This window comes from Devosia aquimaris (assembly GCF_020169335.1).
GTDB classification, from domain to species: Bacteria; Pseudomonadota; Alphaproteobacteria; order Rhizobiales; family Devosiaceae; genus Devosia; species Devosia aquimaris.
Genome location: NZ_JAIEZN010000002.1, coordinates 813385 through 831498 on the forward strand (window position 1 = coordinate 813385; position 18114 = coordinate 831498).

The 18114-nt window shown below is 62.9% G+C and carries 16 protein-coding genes, 1 tRNA gene and 1 pseudogene; 11 read left to right on the forward strand and 7 right to left on the reverse strand.

The features are described from left to right. The first annotated feature begins 315 nt into the window (after nucleotides 1–315). Together K1177_RS16840 and tsaE are read left to right on the forward strand one after the other, a co-directional pair. The gene (locus tag K1177_RS16840) at nucleotides 316–2709 is read left to right on the forward strand and encodes a sensor histidine kinase (protein WP_224705091.1); all 2394 of its coding nucleotides are present in this window, start codon (nucleotides 316–318) and stop codon (nucleotides 2707–2709) included. Further along, nucleotides 2710–3135 (forward strand): tRNA (adenosine(37)-N6)-threonylcarbamoyltransferase complex ATPase subunit type 1 TsaE, encoded by a 426-nt coding sequence (gene tsaE, locus K1177_RS16845; protein ID WP_224705092.1) that lies wholly within the window; start codon nucleotides 2710–2712, stop codon nucleotides 3133–3135. 6 nt (nucleotides 3136–3141) lie between these two features. Here the strand turns inward: tsaE and K1177_RS16850 are convergent, their stop codons facing one another. Beyond that, the gene (locus tag K1177_RS16850) at nucleotides 3142–3636 is read right to left on the reverse strand and encodes a cytochrome b (RefSeq protein WP_224705093.1); all 495 of its coding nucleotides are present in this window, start codon (nucleotides 3634–3636) and stop codon (nucleotides 3142–3144) included. Between the two features lie 392 nt (nucleotides 3637–4028). Further along, nucleotides 4029–4445: an OsmC family protein gene (locus K1177_RS16855; RefSeq protein ID WP_224705094.1), complete on the reverse strand. Its 417-nt coding sequence runs from the start codon at nucleotides 4443–4445 to the stop codon at nucleotides 4029–4031. Nucleotides 4446–4753: 308 nt separating this feature from the next. On the opposite strand from K1177_RS16855, the gene K1177_RS16860 reads away from it, so the two are divergent. Then, nucleotides 4754–5062 (forward strand): GIY-YIG nuclease family protein, encoded by a 309-nt coding sequence (locus tag K1177_RS16860; RefSeq protein ID WP_224705095.1) that lies wholly within the window; start codon nucleotides 4754–4756, stop codon nucleotides 5060–5062. 337 nt (nucleotides 5063–5399) lie between these two features. Here the strand turns inward: K1177_RS16860 and K1177_RS16865 are convergent, their stop codons facing one another. Together K1177_RS16865 and polA are read right to left on the reverse strand one after the other, a co-directional pair. Then, nucleotides 5400–5951 (reverse strand): hypothetical protein, encoded by a 552-nt coding sequence (locus K1177_RS16865; RefSeq protein WP_224705097.1) that lies wholly within the window; start codon nucleotides 5949–5951, stop codon nucleotides 5400–5402. Continuing rightward, a complete protein-coding gene (gene polA, locus K1177_RS16870; protein ID WP_224705099.1) occupies nucleotides 5952–8879 on the reverse strand; it encodes a DNA polymerase I in 2928 nt (975 codons plus the stop codon). A 197-nt stretch (nucleotides 8880–9076) separates the two neighbouring features. Between polA and K1177_RS16875 the strand changes: the two genes are divergently transcribed. The 3 genes from K1177_RS16875 to K1177_RS16885 are packed head-to-tail and all read left to right on the forward strand — an operon-like array spanning nucleotide 9077 to nucleotide 10711. Continuing rightward, complete coding sequence (locus K1177_RS16875) at nucleotides 9077–9502, forward strand: hypothetical protein (protein ID WP_224705101.1); 426 nt, start codon at nucleotides 9077–9079, stop codon at nucleotides 9500–9502. Beyond that, nucleotides 9496–9711, forward strand: coding sequence for a helix-turn-helix transcriptional regulator (locus tag K1177_RS16880; protein ID WP_224705102.1), 216 nt, complete (start codon nucleotides 9496–9498; stop codon nucleotides 9709–9711). The genes K1177_RS16875 and K1177_RS16880 overlap by 7 nt, the downstream gene beginning before the upstream one ends. 37 nt (nucleotides 9712–9748) lie before the next feature. Then, a complete protein-coding gene (locus K1177_RS16885) occupies nucleotides 9749–10711 on the forward strand; it encodes an NAD(P)-dependent alcohol dehydrogenase (protein ID WP_224705104.1) in 963 nt (320 codons plus the stop codon). A 24-nt stretch (nucleotides 10712–10735) separates the two neighbouring features. Here K1177_RS16885 and K1177_RS16890 read toward each other — a convergent pair. After that, nucleotides 10736–11083, reverse strand: a pseudogene (locus K1177_RS16890) (transglycosylase SLT domain-containing protein); the annotation flags it as partial. A 351-nt stretch (nucleotides 11084–11434) separates the two neighbouring features. Beyond that, nucleotides 11435–11671: a hypothetical protein gene (locus K1177_RS16895; protein WP_224705106.1), complete on the reverse strand. Its 237-nt coding sequence runs from the start codon at nucleotides 11669–11671 to the stop codon at nucleotides 11435–11437. A gap of 200 nt (nucleotides 11672–11871) precedes the next feature. Between K1177_RS16895 and K1177_RS16900 the strand changes: the two genes are divergently transcribed. The 5 genes from K1177_RS16900 (at nucleotide 11872) to K1177_RS16920 (ending at nucleotide 16559) form a co-directional block, all read left to right on the forward strand. Beyond that, the gene (locus K1177_RS16900) at nucleotides 11872–13776 is read left to right on the forward strand and encodes a CASTOR/POLLUX-related putative ion channel (protein ID WP_224705108.1); all 1905 of its coding nucleotides are present in this window, start codon (nucleotides 11872–11874) and stop codon (nucleotides 13774–13776) included. Between the two features lie 198 nt (nucleotides 13777–13974). After that, nucleotides 13975–14051 (forward strand) — tRNA-Arg (locus K1177_RS16905). A gap of 110 nt (nucleotides 14052–14161) precedes the next feature. Beyond that, a complete protein-coding gene (locus K1177_RS16910) occupies nucleotides 14162–15349 on the forward strand; it encodes a tyrosine-type recombinase/integrase (protein ID WP_224705110.1) in 1188 nt (395 codons plus the stop codon). 233 nt (nucleotides 15350–15582) lie between these two features. Next, nucleotides 15583–15897 (forward strand): helix-turn-helix domain-containing protein, encoded by a 315-nt coding sequence (locus tag K1177_RS16915; RefSeq protein ID WP_224705112.1) that lies wholly within the window; start codon nucleotides 15583–15585, stop codon nucleotides 15895–15897. Further along, nucleotides 15897–16559, forward strand: a complete 663-nt coding sequence (locus K1177_RS16920) for a hypothetical protein (protein WP_224705114.1) — start codon at nucleotides 15897–15899, stop codon at nucleotides 16557–16559. The genes K1177_RS16915 and K1177_RS16920 overlap by 1 nt, the downstream gene beginning before the upstream one ends. A gap of 163 nt (nucleotides 16560–16722) precedes the next feature. On the opposite strand, the gene K1177_RS16925 is transcribed toward K1177_RS16920, so the two are convergent. Continuing rightward, entirely contained in the window at nucleotides 16723–17913 is a 1191-nt protein-coding gene (locus tag K1177_RS16925; protein WP_224705116.1) for a DNA cytosine methyltransferase, read from the reverse strand. Between the last annotated feature and the right edge of the window lie 201 nt (nucleotides 17914–18114).

Below are 18114 nucleotides of genomic sequence, written 5' to 3' on the forward strand. Positions count from 1 at the left end.
GCGTTTCTGCTTCGTTCCCGGTCAAGCCCATATATGACACCTTTGCCCGGCTGCGTCGGGTATTAAGACTCTTTTAGCCGATTCCACGGGCCGGTATGGTCAGGGTGATTCGGCGGCATGGGGGACATGCCAGCAGATCGGGGCGGCGGGACAGCATCTGTCCGGCGTATGTCGTCTCCCACTCGAGTGCACGTGTGTCGGCTTTTTGCGGGGCCGGCTTGGCAGCGACAGAATTGACCTAGAGGGTAGCGCATGGCGCCGGATCACTTCCGGAAGCATTGGGGATTCGCAACAATCGGTGCAGCCCCTCTTACTGTGTTGACGGCGGTCCCCGCCCTGGCACAAGGCACTTCAACGGCAAGCTTCGCCGGCGCCGCCCCCCTCGCCATTGCTGCCGGCGCGGGCCTGTTCGCCCTGCTGGCGATGGTCTCGGTGCGCAAGGTGCTGCACGATGCCAAGGCCGACCGCTCCAAATCGGCCGAACAGGTCGCCAGCCTGCGCGCACTGGTCGATGAATATGAGGCGCTGCTGTCCGGCACGCGCGAAGTCACCGTGTTGTGGACCGATACAGGCGCGCCCAAGCTGCTGGGCCAGGCGGCCGCCATCCTCCCCATCGGGCGCCAGCCCGAGGCCATTCTCAATTTCCAAAGCTGGCTGACCGATGCCGATGCTGAACGGCTGGCGCGGCTGCTCGAGGATCTGCGCGTGCATGGCCATGCCTTTGCGGCCAGCCTGGACACGCTCGATGGCCGGCTGATCCGCGCCAATGGCTGGGTTCATGGCAGCGGCACCGCCATGCGCCTGCGCCCGGCCTTCCTGCAACCCGGCGCCGAGCCCGAACTGGTGGCCGCCGCCGCCAATGGCGATGGCGGCAGCGTCCGCGCCATCCTGACCACGCTGAGCAAACCGGCCTATCTGCGCGATTTCGACGATCGGCTGATCTATGCCAATGATGCCTATCTGGCGCTGGCCAAGAGCCTGGGCAAGCCGGGCACCCAATCGGCGCCGCCCGAGCTGCTCGAGGCCAGCCGCCTGGCGCAGCACTTGAACAATTGCCGCGGCGTCAGCGAGCCGACCGTCCTGCCGCTCAGTTTCAAGGGCAAGGGCGAGTTCGAACTGGTCGAATTTCCCATCGAGGGTGGTCGCGCCGGCCTGTTCCGCCCGCGGGAAAACCATGCCGCCCAGGAAATGGATCACTCGGCCGACCATATCAGCGGCATCATCGACACCCTGGGCACGCCGATTGCCATCTTCAACGCCAAGCGCGAACTGGTGCAGTTCAACCAGGCCTATGCGAGCCTGTGGAACTTCGGTCGCGGCTTCCTGACCCTGGGGCTGGACGAGCGCGCCATTCTCGACAAACTGCGCACCGAGGGCATGCTGCCCGCCCAGGTGAACTATCACAGCTGGCGCGACGACCACCTCAAATCCTACAGCCGCACCAAGCCGCATGAAGACGAGCCCTGGCACCTGCCCGATGGCCGCACCATCAAGGTGATCTCGGCCCCCGCCGGCGCCACCGGCGGCGTGATCTATGTGTTCGATGACATCACCGAGCGGCTCAAGCTGGAATCGACCAACAAGGCCTTTTCCAATGTGCAGCGCGAAACCATCAATGCGCTGAGCGAAGCGGTGGCCGTGTTCGGCACCAACGGGCGCTTGACGCTTTCCAATCCACGCCTCTCTGCGCTGTGGAAGCTGCCCACCAATGAACTGGGCAAGAACCCCCATATCGACGAGATCGCCGAGGCCAGCGGCCGCGCCATTCCCGAGGACGGCGCCGCCATCTGGCGCGATCTCAAGCGCGGCATCATCGACCTCAATCCCACCCGCTCGGACACCACCGGCCGCATCAACCGCTCCGACGGGCGGCTGCTTGATTATGCGATCACGCGTTTGCCCGACGGGCAGACGATGATGACCTTCCTCGACGTCACCGAAAGCGCCAGCTATTCCAAGGTGCTCAAGGAGCGCAACGACGCCCTCGTCGCCGCCGACGTGCTCAAGGACGCCTTTGTCGAGAACGTCTCCTATGAATTGCGCTCGCCGCTGACCAACATCATCGGTTTTGCCGACCTCTTGGCCACCGAGGCCGGCACGCTCAACGAGCGCCAGACCGCCTATGTCGACTATATCCGCGCCTCATCGGTGACGCTGGGCGTGCTGATCGACAATATTCTGGACCTCGCCTCGGTCGATGCCGGCATTGCCGAGCTGCGCCCCGAGCCGCTCGATGTGGCGCAACTGGTCGACAAGGCCCGTGCCGGTCTTTCGGCCAGCTTCCCGGAAATCTCGGGTGAAAAGCCAATCAACCTGGTGGTCGACATCGACCCCGAGCTGCCCGAATTCATCGCCGATGGCACGCGCATCGTGCAGGTGCTCTATAACCTTCTGTCCAACGCAGCCCGCTTCTCGCCCCCTGGCGGGGAAATTCGCCTCAGCATTTCCCACCGCGGCGAACGCGTGCTGTTCGTCATCGAGGATGAAGGTCCGGGCCTGACCGACGAAATGAAGTCGGCCATCCTCACCCGGCTCGACAACCCCGGCGTCACCGGCCGCCAGCGCGGCGCGGGCCTGGGCCTGGCCATCGTCAAGACCTTCGTCAACCTGCATGGCGGCACGATCTCGGCCGAAAAGCGCGAGCCGCGCGGCTCCAAGATTATCGTCAGCCTGCCGCGCGACAGCTCCATGTCGGCCGTTGCCGAATAGATGAGCCCGCGCCTGCTGCCCGACGACGCCGCCACCGCCGCCTTCGGCGCCGAACTGGCGGCCAGCCTGGCGCCTGGCGATGTGGTGTTGCTCGAGGGTGATCTGGGCGCCGGCAAGACGGCGCTGGCCCGGGCCATCATCCGCTCTCTTGCCGCAGACTCCGCGCTCGACGTGCCCTCGCCCACCTTCGCCTTGGTGCAGCCCTATGACACGCCGAAGGGGCCCGTGCTGCACGTCGATCTCTATCGACTGGGCGATCCGCGCGAGGTCGATGAACTGGGCCTGCTCGACAATCCCGACGCTATTGTGCTGGTCGAATGGGCTGAGCGTTCCGCCGAAATCACCAATGCGGCCAGCCACATAGTGACGATGGCCATCCCGCCCGGCGGCGCCGGGCGGCTGGTGTCAGTCAGCCGCAGGGGCTAGCGCGCCCTACAAGGCGCGGTCCGGTACGGCCATGCGGCGCAGAACGCCATTGCGGAACCAGAACTGCTGCACGAGCGCGCCCAGCACATGCAGGCCTATCAGCGGAAGGAAGGCCAGCTGGATATAGACATGGGCAACGGCGGCCATTTCGATATTGCCGAACCAGGCGGCAATGCCGCCCAGCGGCAGCGCGAACAGCAGCACGTAAAACAGGATATGCGTGGCATTGGCCAACAGCGTCAGCGCGGCCGGCTGGCCCGGCGGATGCGCCGGCGCGCCATTGCGCAGCCGCAGCGTCACGCGCCAGATGGCCAGCAGCAAAATGGCAATGCCCACAATGATATGGGGCAGCGGATTGGCGCCCTCGGCCGTGCCGCCCATGCGCACGATCCAGGCATTTTCCATGCCCGAATGCACCAACAGCTGGAACAGCACCAGGGCCGCGATGACCCAGTGCAGAATGATATGCGTACGGGAATATCCCGCTGCCGGCGTGGCCATGGCGTGTCTCCAGAGCGCCCAACGGCACATTGTGCACCGCTCTCATGCCGAAGGTAGAAACGCCCGCAGGGCCTTGCAAGGGGCGTGCCCCCATTTTGCCTCCGCCCACGCCACCACACATCGCCCCTGGCGTCGCATGCTGTGCAAATTTCCCCCGCACATCGCGCCGATGCGCTGACACAGTGTTCGCCTTTTTCAGCACACTTCGTAGCCGATCTGTCCCACTCCGCGCGCCAGAACGGCCCACGCCACAAGGCCAGCGGCCGTGTCATGGCTCGAGGAATGGCAAAATCACGATGGTCGAGAGGCCAGCAGCCGGCCAGCGGCAGCCGCATGCGGGTCCAGTATAGACGCCGCGATGGAAGCGGGGACAATTCTGGCTCGGCGGGCGCTCAGCCGTCGGCGCGGGGCGCCCGCGCTATCGTGCCGATCAGCGCCGTGCCCTGCGCCAGCGTATTGGAGATGGTGCCATATTTGCGCACATTGGTGTGCAGCAGATCCAGTCGATGCTCGCTCTCGTCGGTGTCGATGAACAGCTCATAGGTGATCAGGCTCACCCGGGGCTGCATATCCTGTCGCTCGGCGGTGAGGCGCACGCTGACGCCGTGAAAGGCAAACTTCAGCATCGGCGCCGAGCGCTCCACCCCCTTGATCATGCAGGCGGCAAGGCTGGCCAGCAGCAGCTCCACCGGATTGAAGGCGTCAAGGCGCCCCGCCAGCGAGGTATCGAGCACCAGCCGCGCGTCCCGCACCAGGGCGGTGCTGCCGTTGGCGTCGTCACGATGAGCCGAAAGGGAATAGTTGCGCATGGTGGATCTCCCGCTGGATTGAGGGAGAGACTAGCAGGCGGCAAGGGGGGTGGGTGTTGATCGAGCGCAAGGGGGGCGAGAAGCGCCCCACCCGCGATGTCATCCCCGCGAAAGCGGGGACCGATCCTGGGATGGTGGTGCGCTTGGGATCATCGAACTCTGCCGGGTCCAATCTAACTAGCGGCTGTTGAGGGATCTCGGGATGGGTCCCGGCTCAGGGCCGGGATGACATCGTGGGTGGGGAGACAATTGCGGCAAATCACTATTCGGCTAATTTGCGTACGCACCCAATCGCCGCGGTTCCGCACATGCAGCGCAGCTATAGTGTCTACATCGTCGCCAGCCGCAAACATGGCACGCTCTACACCGGCGTCACCAATGATCTCGTCCGGCGCATGTCGGAGCATCGCGAGGGATTGGTTGCTGGTTTCTCCAAGACCCATCGCTGCACCCATTTGGTGTGGTTTGAGGTCCACGAGGACATCAACGTGGCCATTCTGCGCGAGAAGCGCGTCAAGAAATGGCTGCGTCCCTGGAAAGTTGCGCTGATCGAGCAAGGCAACCCCGAGTGGCGCGATTTGTGGTGGGACATCATCGGTCCGCAATGGCAGGGGTGATGTTAGCGGGGCTCGGGTGCCTCTCCCCACACGCGGTGTCATCCCCGCGAACGCGGGGACCCATCCTGAGATGGTGCCGAATTTCGGATGGCGGTACCGGGCAGAACCACCTTGCGGCTGTGCGGTGATCTCGGGATGGGTCCCGGCTCGAGGCCGGGATGACACCGGGGGTGTGGAGACAGCAGTGGTTTGAGCGGAGACTCCCGGGCAAATCGGTGCAGTACGCACGCGCCTTGGTCGGTCACCAATTCCGCCCCCGTACAAGGTGTCATCTCCGCGAACGCGGGGACCCATCCTGAGTTGGTGGCGCATTGCGGGGGGCGGTACACCGCTGCCGCTAGAACAGCATCGCTAAGTTTGATTGGGTCACAGCGATCGCGTGTGGCCTGACCCTGATCACGGCGAAAGAAACCGAAGGATCATCAGAGCCCAAATAAGCTCCCAACCGAGCCTGCAAGGACAATACGGCATCGTCATCTTCTAGTAAGCAGTACCAGCGCCCTGCTGGTGGGAGCTCGGCCAAGAGTTCGCCATGCCCCTTGGGTATGCGCAACCCATCAATTATTCGTTTTATGCGGTTGTCTAGATCTCCGGCTGAAAGCACGGGCTTTTGGTCAGGCATGCCGGTCAGCAATGTGATGTCCAGGTCCACGCCAACGCCAACGCTTCGAGCGTAAATCGGCACGAAGGTGTGACCGCCTGTTGAACGGATGAATTTGGGCGCACCGGCTGAGAAATTAGTATCTTCCCAGCGTTTTAGGACGTCAAATGGCGCTTTGCCCCAGACTTTCCGCAACTGTTCGCTGAAAGCACTCCGCATCTCCCAGATGAGGCCCATGTCGCTGCGTTGCGCAGGAATCCTTCCCTCAAATGTGAGGATGATCTCCACCTAGTGCGCCTCGTCCCAATTCCCCGCGGCATGGGCATCCACCTGGATCGGCACGGTGAGCCGCACGGCGGGTTCGGCGGCGCTTTCCATGACCTGTTTGATCACCGGAATGGCCTTGTCTTCGGTGCCCAGGGGCACTTCGAAGATGAGTTCGTCGTGGACCTGCAGCAGCATGTCAGCGTCGATCTTGGCCTTCTTCAGCGCCGGTTCCATGCGGATCATGGCGCGGCGGATGATGTCGGCGGCGCTGCCCTGGATGGGGGCGTTGATGGAGGCGCGTTCGACGAAGGCGCGTTCGCTTGGATTGTGCGAGCGGGCATTGGGGAAGTTGATGCGGCGGCCGAAGATGGTGGTGACGTGGCCGTCTTCCTTCACCTTGCGGCGCTGCTCATCCATATAGTCCTTGATGCCCGGGAAGCGCTCGAAATAGGTCTTGATATAGTCGCCCGCCTCGCTGCGGCCGATGCCGAGCTGATTGGCGAGGCCAAAGGCGGAAATGCCATAGATGATGCCGAAATTGATCGCCTTGGCGCGGCGGCGCACATCGCTGGGCATGCCTTCGACGGGCACGCCGAACATTTCGCTCGCCGTCATGGCATGAATGTCGAGGCCCTCTTCGAAGGCGTCCTTGAGCGCCTGGATATCGGCGATATGGGCGAGGACGCGCAATTCGATCTGGCTATAGTCGGCAGAAATCAGGATCTTGCCGGGTGCGGCGACGAAGGCGCTGCGGATCTTGCGGCCATCCTCGGTGCGCACCGGGATGTTCTGGAGGTTCGGATCGTTTGAACTGAGCCGCCCGGTCAGCACGGAGTGCTGGGAATAGGTGGTGTGCACCCGCCCGGTGCGGGCGTTGATATATTGCGGCAGGGCATCGGTATAGGTGCTGCGCAGCTTGTTGAGCTGGCGCCAGTCAACAATGGTGCGGGCGAGGGGCACGCCCTTGAGCGCGAGATCTTCCAGCACATCGGCGCCGGTGGACCAGGCGCCGGTCTTGGTCTTGGTGCCGCCTTCGAGCCCCATCTTGTCAAAAAGGATTTCGCCGAGCTGCTTGGGGGAGCCGAGGTTAAAGCTCTGGCCGGCCAGCTCATAGGCCTCGGCCTCAAAGGCGGCGGCGCGCTGGGCGAATTCACCCGACAGGCGGGAGAGAATAGCGCGGTCGATATTGACGCCCCGCGCCTCCATGCGCGCCAGCACCGGGGCCAGCGGCCGCTCGATGGTTTCGTAGAGCGTGGTCATGTTCTCGGCGACCAGACGAGGCTTGAGCACATGCCAGAGGCGCATGGTCATGTCGGCGTCTTCGGCGGCATAGGCGGCGCCATCGGCAATGGGCACCTGGGCAAAGGTCTTCTGGCTCTTGCCCGAGCCGATCAGGTCCTTGATCGACTGGCCGGCAAAGCCCAGCCAGTGCTCGCCAAGCTCGCCCATGGTGTTGTATTGCGGGCCATCGAGCGCGTAGCTCAAGAGCAGCGTATCGTCCATCGAGCGGACCTCGACGCCATAGCGCGTGAGGATGCCCAGGTCATATTTGCCATTGTGGAAGATCTTGAGGATCGAGGGGTCGGCAAAGAGCGGCTTGAGCATGTCGAGCGCGGTGCGGATCGGCATCTGCCCCTCGGCCAGCCCGCCACCGCCAAAGATGTCGGCCTCGCCCTCGGCATGGCCGAGCGGCAGATAGGCGCCATTGCCCGGCGCGCTGGAAAAGGAAATGCCAACCAGGTCTGCCGTCTGGTTGTCGAGCCCGGTGGTCTCGGTGTCGGTGGCGACGATGCCGGTGGCCATGGCGGCGTCGATCCAGCGCTGCAGCGCTTCGGCGTCGCGGATGATCTCATAGGCCTCGGGCTTGAAGGGCAGGGCGCGGATGCGGGCATGGACAGCCGCCGCATGGGCCACGGGCGCCGCTTCGGACCGGCCGGTGGCCTCCTGACGGGCCGTGCGCGCTTCGGCGCGGGCGGCATTGTCAAAGCCCACCGCTGCCGGAGTGGCGCTCCCCTTGGCACTCAATTCGGGATCGGCCGGGAAATCATCGGGATTGGCATCGAGCAGCCCGGCGAGCCGCTTGGTGATGGTGGCAAATTCCATCGCCTTGAGGAAGGGGAAGAGATTGCCCGGCTCCATCGGCTGGCGGGCCAGTGCGTCGAGGTCGAGCTCAACCGGAACGTCCTGGCTCAGCGTCACCAATTGCTTGGAGATCAGCGCCAGCTCGGCATTGGCCTTGAGCTTTTCGCGCCGCGCGTTCTGCTTGATCTCATCGGCATGCGCGAGGAGGTTTTCCACCGTGCCATATTGGTTGATCAGCTCGGCCGCGGTCTTGACGCCAATGCCGGGCACGCCGGGGACATTGTCGACGCTGTCGCCGCACAGGGCCTGGACTTCCACCACCTTGTCGGGCGTGACGCCGAACTTGGTGAACACTTCGTCCACGCCAATCCAGCGCAGCGGCGGCTGGCCGGGGCGGGGAATGGTGTCGAGCATGCGGATGGAGCCATCGGCCTCCACCATCTGCATCAGATCCTTGTCCGACGAGACAATGGTGGCCTTGCCGCCGGCGTCGCGCGCCATGCGCGCATAGGTGGCGATGATGTCATCGGCCTCCCAGCCCTTCATCTCGATGGAGGGGATGGAAAAGGCCCGCGTCGCGGCGCGCGTCAGGGGAAACTGCGGCACCAGCTCGGGCGGCGCCGGGGGGCGCTGCGCCTTGTATTCAGTGTAGATGTCGTCGCGGAAGGTCTTGCCGGAATGGTCGAAGATCACCGCCATATGGGTGGGCGCATCCTCGCCCTTGAGGTCTTCGGTCAGCTTGAACAGCATGTTGCAGAACCCCTGCACGCAGCCGACCGGCAGGCCGTCCGACTTGCGGTTGAGCTGGGGCAGGGCATGGAAGGCGCGGAAGATATAGGCCGAGCCGTCAACGAGCAGCAGATGCATGGGCAGCGATTCCCTTTGGAGCGTGGGCCGACCTTAGTGGATCGGCAGCGCCTTGCCTATTTGGCGCGCGATTGTTCCCCGGTTGTTCTCGCATGGACTGCGCCAGCGCGGCCTGGAATGTAAAGCAGACTTGACTCAATGTCAGTCTAGCTATACATCCAATGTCAATGAAACTTGACATTGGATAGGGTGTTGCCATGCCGTATCAGGAAAAAAGCGCCTGGATCCTGCTGCTGGCGAGCCTGCTCTCCTATGGCTGGTATCTCAGCACCGTGCTGGGGTCGCTGGCGGGGGCGCCGCTCGAGGCCGCTGCCTATCAGGCGCCCATGCTGTGGAGCATTGGCGGGGCGCTGGTCGCGGTGATCGCGCTGCATATTGCGCTGGCGCTTCTGCCCGGCGGCACTGGCAAGATGGATCAGCGCGACCGCGATATCTACCGGCTGAGCGAATATACCGGGCAGGGCCTGGTGGCGCTGGGCGCAACGGCGGCGTTGGCCATGGCGCTGGCCGAATGGCACCCGTTCTGGATCGCCAATGTCATTTACCTCTGCTTCATGCTGGCGGGCATTGTCAGCACCATCACCCGCATCGCGCTCTATCGCTTCGGCTTCCACCCATGGTGACGCGCATCACCAATGCCATCCGCACGCTGCGCTTTGCGCGAGGCGAGATGACCCAGGCCGAGCTGGCCGAGCGTGTGGGCGTGTCGCGCCAGACCATCATTGCCATCGAGCAGGGCAAATATTCCCCGACCCTGGAAATGGCCTTCCAGATCGCCCGGGCGCTCAACGCGCCGCTCGAAGAGGTGTTCCAGTTTCCACAGGGCGAGTAGCGGTCGATCCCGCGCCGGTCCGACAAACGAGGCAAGCATGAAAGCCATTGTACAACAGGCCTATGGCCCTCCTGATGTCCTGCAACTGGCCGAGGTGCCCATGCCCGAGCCGAAGGACGACGAAGTCCGCATCAAGATGGTGGCGACGACAGTCACCTCCGCCGATGTGCGGCTGCGCGCCTTTGACGTGCCGGGCATGTTCTGGCTGCCGGCGCGGCTGGTGATGGGTATTTCCAAGCCGCGCAAAGCCATATTGGGCGTGGAGTTCGCCGGCACCGTCGATGCCATTGGCAAAGATGTAACGCGCTTCAAGGTCGGCGACGCGGTGTTCGGCCAGCATGTCTATGGCTGCTACGCGCAATACAAATGCGTGCCCGAAACCGGGGCCATCGCGCTCAAGCCCGAAACTATCGATTTTGCCCAGGCGGCGGGCGTGGCCTTTGGCGGGCTGACGGCGCTGCATTTCCTGCGCAAGGCCGGGATCGCTGCCGGCCAGGACATCCTGATCTATGGCGCTTCGGGCGCGGTGGGCACGGCGGCGGTGCAACTGGCGAGGCATTTTGGCGCCAGGGTCACGGCGGTCGCCAGCGCTGCCAATGGCGACCTGCTGCGATCGCTGGGCGCCGACGTGGTCATCGACTATGCCGCCACCGATTGCACACAGGGTTCGGCGCGCTATGACATCGTCATGGACACCGTGGGCAAGCTCAGCTTTGCCCGGGCCCGGGCGGTGATGAAGCCGGTGAGCCGCTATGTGCCGCTGGTCATGCAGCCTGCTGATATCGCGCACATGCTGCGCTCAGCCCTGGTGGGTGGGCAGAAGGTGGTGGCCGGCACCTCGGGCGACAACCAGACCGACCTCGAGACCCTGGCCGCGCTGATCGCGTCCGGTCACTACCGCCCGGTGATCGACCGGCAGTATCGCTTGGAGGACATCCAGGCCGCCCACGCCTATGTGGACACCGGTCGCAAGAAGGGGGCCGTGGTGGTGCTCATCTGAGCCCGTGACCACGCCGGTCGCCTGTCAGCGCAGGCCTGACTTCTCCAGCAGTCCTGCGCGCTTGGCATCGTAGTAATAGCCATTGGCATAAAAGCGCACCGAGCGGTCATAATCGCCGCCGGCGGTGACATAGGCCCCCGCCAGATAGCGCACGGCGTAGCGCAGGTTGGTCTCGGCATCGAGCAGGCCCTCGGGCTTGCCGTGATAGCCCATGCCGCCGGCCGTGGCGTGGCTGATCTGCATCAGGCCGTAGTACGGCCCGTTGCGCGCGGCCGGATTGTAATTGCTCTCGCGCACGATCACCCGGCGCACCAGATCTTCGGGCACGCTGTAGCTCTGGGCGTAATGGCTGATGAGCCCGTCCAGCGAGCCTTCGGCATAGCCAAGGGCCACCGGTGCACGTGGCACGTCCTGGGCCCGCGGCACATGGCCTGCCGGCGTCGAGGGCGCAGCCAGGCTGGCAAGCGCAGCCGTGGCCGAGCTGGTTGCCGGCTTGAACGCCGTCATCGAGCAGCCGGACACCAACAGGGCCAGCCCCAGGCCGAACCCCAACACGGCGCCGTGCCGGACCATTTGTATAGCAGTCATCATCTCGCCAGCTTTAGCCAAGTTCAGGCTGACGCGATAGGGAGAAATCGGGGCAGCTTGATGGCAAACCCAAGGCAATCCGGCCCTTGCCGGCGCATGCGGGCAAAAATGGCAGCGCTGCGAACCCTATAGGCCCTAGAACAAATAGACGCCTTCGCCGCCGCGCAGACGATCCATGATGGCCTGGCAGCCCTCGCTCAGCTTGGCATAATGCGTGTCGAGGCATTGCTGCATGGGATCGCCATAGCCGACGCCGGCGCAATAGGCCTTGGCATCGTCACCGCAGGTGCGTGCCAGTTCGGCAATCGAGACCGCCTGCGCCACCCCGGCCATCGTCAGCATCATGCCCAGCGCCAACACCCAGCGTCGCATCCGCGTCTCCATCATCGTCGTCTGTTTTCGTGCCCTGCTTACGCTTTGCCCCCGGCCACTGGATCAGTGCCGGTCCTTTCCCGCACGAGACAGCGGAAAACCCCCACCGGGCGGGGGCGCGCCGCCACAATTGCGATTGCGTTCGCCATGCCGTGCGCTATGGAGAATCACGGACCCCGATCGGGGCCGCAGGAGGGCAGATGAGCAAGCGTGGTAGCCTGGGCGCGCGGTTGCGCTATGAGTTCGACAAGTCGATGTCCGCGGGGCCGATTGCCCTGATCGGCTGGCTGGCCCTGATCTCCCTGGTGGTGATCATCATTGCCGGCGTCATTATCGTGGCGCTGCAACTGGGCCCCGAAGGCCAGCCGCCGCTCGACTTCCTCGAAGCGGCCTGGGAATCGCTGATGCGCTCGATGGACGCCGGCACGGTGGCGGGCGATACCGGCTGGGGCTTCCGCGCGGTGAGCCTGTTGGTGACCATCGCCGGCATCTTCATCTTCTCGACCCTGATCGGTATCCTCTCCTCGGGCATCGAGGGCAAGCTCGACGAACTGCGCAAGGGCCGCAGCCTGGTGCTCGAGCAGGACCACACCATCATCCTCAACTGGAGCCCGTCGATTTTCGACGTCATCTCCGAACTGGTGGTGGCCAATGCCAGCCGCAAGCATCCACGCATCGTGGTGATGTCGGGCCTGGACAAGGTGGAGATGGAAGACCAGATCGCCGCCAAGATCGGCGACCTCGGCAATACCCGCGTCATCTGCCGCCATGGGGACCCCACCGATCTCTACGATCTCGCGCTGGTCTCGCCGCAGACCGCCCGCTCGATCATCGTGCTGTCGCCCGAGGCCGAGGAAGATGGCGCCGACACGGCCGACAGCCGCGTCATCAAGACAATCCTGGCGCTGGTCAATGATCCGCGCCGCCGCACGGCCCCCTATCGCATCGCCGCCGAAATCCGCGACGCGACCAATGCCGAAGTGGCCCGCGTGGTGGGTGGCAGCGAAGTGCAGCTGGTGCTGGCCGATGACCTGATTGCCCGCATCGTGGTGCATTCCTCGCGCCAGTCGGGCCTGTCGGCCGTCTATTCCGAACTGCTCGATTTTGATGGTTGCGAGATCTATACCGTCGACCAGCCTGCCCTGGCGGGCATGACGTTCGGCGCCGCGGTGATGGCCTATGAAAGCTCCACCCTGATCGGTTTTTCCCGTCCCGACGGCAGTGTGACCCTCAATCCGCCAATGGACTCCACCATTCCCGGCGATGCGCGCGCCATCATCATTGCCGAGGACGATGCGGCCATCAAGCTGACCAGTGGCAGCCGCCCGGTCAGCCGCGAGCTGATTGCTGTGCCCGCCGAACGGCCCGAGGCGCCGGAATATACGTTGATCCTGGGCTGGAACCGGCGCGCCCCGGTCATCGCCCATGAAATGTCGCGCTATGTGGCGCCCGGTTCGATCCTCACCATTGCTGCCGATACGCCCGATCTGGACGCCGATGTGGCGCGCCTGACGGTCTCGGGCACCAATCTGGCGCTGCACTATGTGCGCACCGACACCACCAGCCGCGCCGCGCTCGAGCAGCTCGACATCGCCGCCTATGACCATGTGCTGGTGCTGGGCTATTCCGACCTGATGGGCGCCCAGGCCACCGACACCCGCACGCTGGTGACCCTGTTGCACCTGCGCAAGATCGCCGACCAGGCCGGCAAGCACATCAATGTGGTCAGCGAAATGGTGGATGTGCGCAATCGCGAACTGGCCGAGGTGACCAAGGCCGATGATTTCGTGGTGTCCAACAAGCTGGTGAGCCTGATGCTCGCCCAGGCCTCCGAGAATGATCGCCTTGCCGCCATCTTCGACGACCTGCTCGACGAGGATGGTTCGGAAATCTACATGCGTCCCGCCGAGGACTATGTCCGCCTGGGCACGCCGGTCAATTTCTACACCATCGCCCAGGCCGCCATCGACCTCGGCCAGGTGGCGCTGGGCTATCACCGCCCGCGTCCGGGCGCCAAGGCCGGCGGCATCGTCGTCAACCCGCCCAAGACCGACGTGCTCGACTATCAGCCCGGCGATCGCATCATCGTGCTCGCGCGCGACTAGCCGCAGCGCGCGTCCCGGGCTGCAGCCAATCGACGCCCCAGCCGGCCGCGACATTGCGCCATGGCGGGCCGGCGGGGGCGCGTGGCAAACGCCGCGCGCCACCGACACGAAACAATTCCCGCCAAGCCCGTTGCGCGGCGCAGCGGCTTTGGCTAGTTTGCGCCCGTTCAGCCGGGGCCAGTCCCCGCGCCCACGGATGCACCCGTAGCTCAGCTGGATAGAGCGCTGCCCTCCGAAGGCAGAGGCCACACGTTCGAATCGTGTCGGGTGCGCCAAAAACTCCATATTTGTCAGGCGCTTAGATTCTTGCCGAGGGGCCACTCTTGCCGCCGCCGATTATCTGGCACAAATTGGGCACAGATGCATTGTTCCCTTCAGGTGATCCATGGCGAAAAAAGGTAGCGGTGTCACAATCGCTCAACGGAAAAATGGGAGTTGGCGCGTCCAGATCAGGAAGGTCGGGTTTCCTCCCGAATCGAAAGATTTCGTAAACCACAAGGCGGCCGACGAGTGGGGCATGCGCCGACTAGCAGAGATTATGGCTACTGGTCGCCTCGTGAACCGCCGTGCGGCAGAGCGAACTACATTTGCGGCTGCAATCGAGGCCTACATCGAGAAGGTAACGTCCAAGCGTCCGTCGGAAGAGTCACGGGTCGCTGAAGAGGCGCGTCTGCGGCGCTTCCTAAGAGAGGAAGGCCACCTGTGCGGTCATGCTCTTGCCCATGTCACACCAGAGATGATGGAGGCATGGCGAGACCGCCGGCTGACAGAAAGACCAAGCCGCGGAAAGACCGGGGAAGTTGGGGCGCGCGAGGACGAAGTTGTTCCTGCTGGCCGTTTTCGGAAAGACGGGACACTCCGGGCAAACGCAGCGAGGCGAAAGCCATCGAAGCCAGTGGGCACGATTGCGCCCGGAACAGTGAAACGTGAAATGACGTTGCTCAAGAGAATCTTCGATTTCGCGATGCGTCAATACAAGCTCTCTGCAAATCCCTTAGACCACTCTCTGGTTGACCGTCCTAGCGTTCAAGACGCCCGAGACGTTCGCATCACCGTTCGTGAGTGGGAGCGTCTGCTGAAGCAATGCAGCGCTTCTTCGAACATCTGGCTCGCGCCATTCGTTGAACTCGGATTGGAAATTGGTGCACGTCGAGGATCGCTGTTGAAGCTTCTGTGGTCGGATGTGCATCTGAAAGAGTCATACATCGTTCTGCGTGGGGTGAAAAATAGCAGGAACGCAAGCGAGGTCCGAACCGTCGAAGTAGGCCTATCACCACGTGCAATCAAGATATTGGAGGCCATACCGCGCTCGTTAGACGGGCGCGTTTTTCCTACTACTAGGGAAGCGATTGTAGGTGGGTTTAAAAGAGCGCGGATTCGCGCGGAGCTTGAGCACTTTCGCCTGCATGATAGCCGCCATGAACTGGCCTCTCGACTAGTGGAAGCGGGATGGGACATGTTGGATGTCATGCGTCAAGGCGACTGGAGAGACCCCAAATCGGTGGCACGCTATTACAACGCCAAAGGTTCGCACCTAGGAGCCAAATTGGCCAAAATTGGGCGAGCAGACTGATCGTCTTTCACTGGGTTGACTCGAATCTGGCAATGGTGCACGATTCGGAGCAATGCAGTCCGATGCGCCTAAACCCTGTTCCGACAGCCTTGTAGACGGAACTATTTTAGGGCTTCTCGAGACCTTTTAGGCGTGCCAACTCAATGCCCTACGTCGGGCAGGGCAAGATCGAGAATAGCAGCCTTACGTGTGGAAGGGGACAACCACACGGTTCACTCATAGGAGAGTGCGCCGTGTCGAATCTGCACGCCACCAATCCGTTTCTCTATACTTATCAACAAGCAGCCACCCTGCTCGGTCTCAAGACCGTGCAGGCACTTCGTGACTTGGTTTTTCGTGGCAAGGGGCCGGTGCCCACCCGTATCGGACGCCGAGTGTTCTTCACCCCGGCCGACCTTCAAGCATGGGTGGACGCACACCGGGATGTTCCATGCAATGGAGACGCCATTGTGCATAATCCTACTGCGTCGGCCCACGCGCGTCGCCGTGGCCGTCCCAGCGTTCGCGAACGTGCATCGCGTCAGGCACACCGTGTGGGGGACAAATGATGGTTAAGCCCCTCAACTTTGATCCCGACAGCAGTGTGCTGGGCAGTTTTGGATTCCGTATCGGCGCCGAGAAGTTGGAGATGCACTCCGAGGCGCTATTCAAGACCTGCTGGATTCATCATTCTCAAGTTCCGCTCGCAGTGCTCGCAGGCGCGTTGACCAACCCAGCTGCCGTCAAGCGCCGCTTTGGCGACTATCAGCTGATGCACCTAGTGACCAAGCGTTGGGGCATGGATGAGGACGACGCCGTTACATTGGCAATTTTGGCAGGAGCCGAAGTCTCCCCTCCCTTCTATGCTCAAAGCGACCGCTATGCCGCCTTGTTGGAGGAAGTGATCGCCCGGTACCGTCTGGAAGGCTTCTTTGAATTGGCACCAGGCTCCTCAGGCCACTACGCCATCCGACCATGGGGCCATGGGCAAAATGATCGGGAAGCATTTGATGTCGCTTTAAAAAGCTGGCGTCGTGCATATCGACGGCTTGACCCTCCCACGCAGATGCTTTTGGCCTCGATCCTTTGGCTTTACAGCGGCGGGGATCGGTCGGACTGGATGAAAGGCCTGTCCCGTAGCTGGCGCGCTGTGGATGCAATCGCTGTCCTTCATTCGAACCGCATGTTGGTCGACTGGGCTCGACTGACCGCCATGTATCCTGGGTGGTAGTGAGTCGCCGCGTTTAAGACGCAGCACGATCCAGCGGTTTTGCAATTGCAGGATCGTGCTGCGTCAGGAGACGCTGGACGCTTTACACCATGCAAAGGCGTGGCTGAAATTGGCAATTGCGCGCCATGGCAAAAACGTCATTTCCTGCTGCCTGCCTAGTCCCTCACGCCACACGGCACGTAATCGCCATGGGCGGTGCTCCCCGCCGCTGGGCATTCTCCAGAAGAAAATCTGCATGTAGCCGCAGAGCTGTCCGCAGGTGCGATTGCGTCCGCACTTCCAGCCGTTGGAAATCCCCGATGGCTTCCAACGCTTCTATTTCGAGGGCGATTCTTGTGTGCGTCTTACCGCCCAGCAATCGCCGTGCCCTATTGCACTGAGACTTCACGTTCCGGGCAGACTGCGGTGACCGACCACGCCGCTGAAGCCATTGTAAGAAACTGCCCTCTACAACAGGAATCGTAGTCCCTGCCTCTCTCGCAAGGATGACCCGGCCGACAACCTCGGCAAGCTGCGACGGCAGCGCGTTTGCGATTAGCTGGTCAATGTCCCTCGATGTGGCGCTTCCCCACTCCCAGCCTTCTGGGAACCCTTGGATTCTCGCAACCTGATCTCGGGTCAGTATGGCAGCCTCTTCCGCTGGGATAGGATCGTCAGGATGAGGACTATTCAGATATTTGGACCAGGGACGCTCTCGCGAGGTCCGGATGATGGCTGGGGCTGGCTCCGCCGCTGACCTCACCCCCCGCCCACCACCAAATGGGCGCATGTAGAAGTGGCCTTGAGGCACATCCAGCACATCGCCAACGACCGTTTGCCGCTTCGAACGAGCCGCCGCCAACGCCGCCGCCAAGAAGCCGTCACGCTCCCCAAGCCGCCCAATGATGACCAGTCGCTTTCGGCTCTGCGGCGTTCCGTACCAACTTGCGTCCAGAACGGTTTCGGTCAAGCCGTACCCCGCCGCTTTGATCATCTGCCTGGCGTCGGCCCACGCATGCGACTTCTGTGCTTGCCTGACATTCTCCATGACAAACCAACTTGGCCTTACGATGCACAGATACATCGCAAAGGCCCGGGTCATGCCAGCGTTTTCGCCTTCGATCCTTCGTCCCGCAGCGCTATAGTCTTGGCACGGTGGCCCACCAACAATGATATCCGGACGTAACGCAGCCAGCATCGGCCCAACGGTGAAAACGTCTCTGAGGTCGTATAGCCAAACATGGCTGCCGATATTTCGCCGATAGCTTGCAACGGCCGGCTCCCAAGAATCATAGGCCTGCACCAAATCAAAGCCGGCGCGCTGGAAGCCCAGCGACATCCCACCCGCACCGCAAAAAAGGTCAACTGCTCGCATCGGCCCCTTCTAGCCGGCATAACCGAAAAATCGGTTACAGTGATGCATGATGCTTCACCACTCGACGGATACCGACAGCAATCCCGTGACGTGTGTGGCCTCAATGCGGCACTCCGTCATTGCTGACCGACAAACCTGCACTCGTAGTTCTCTGTAGCGCAAGCGGGCCGCAGTCCGTCCGCTAGATGGCTGCTATCGGCC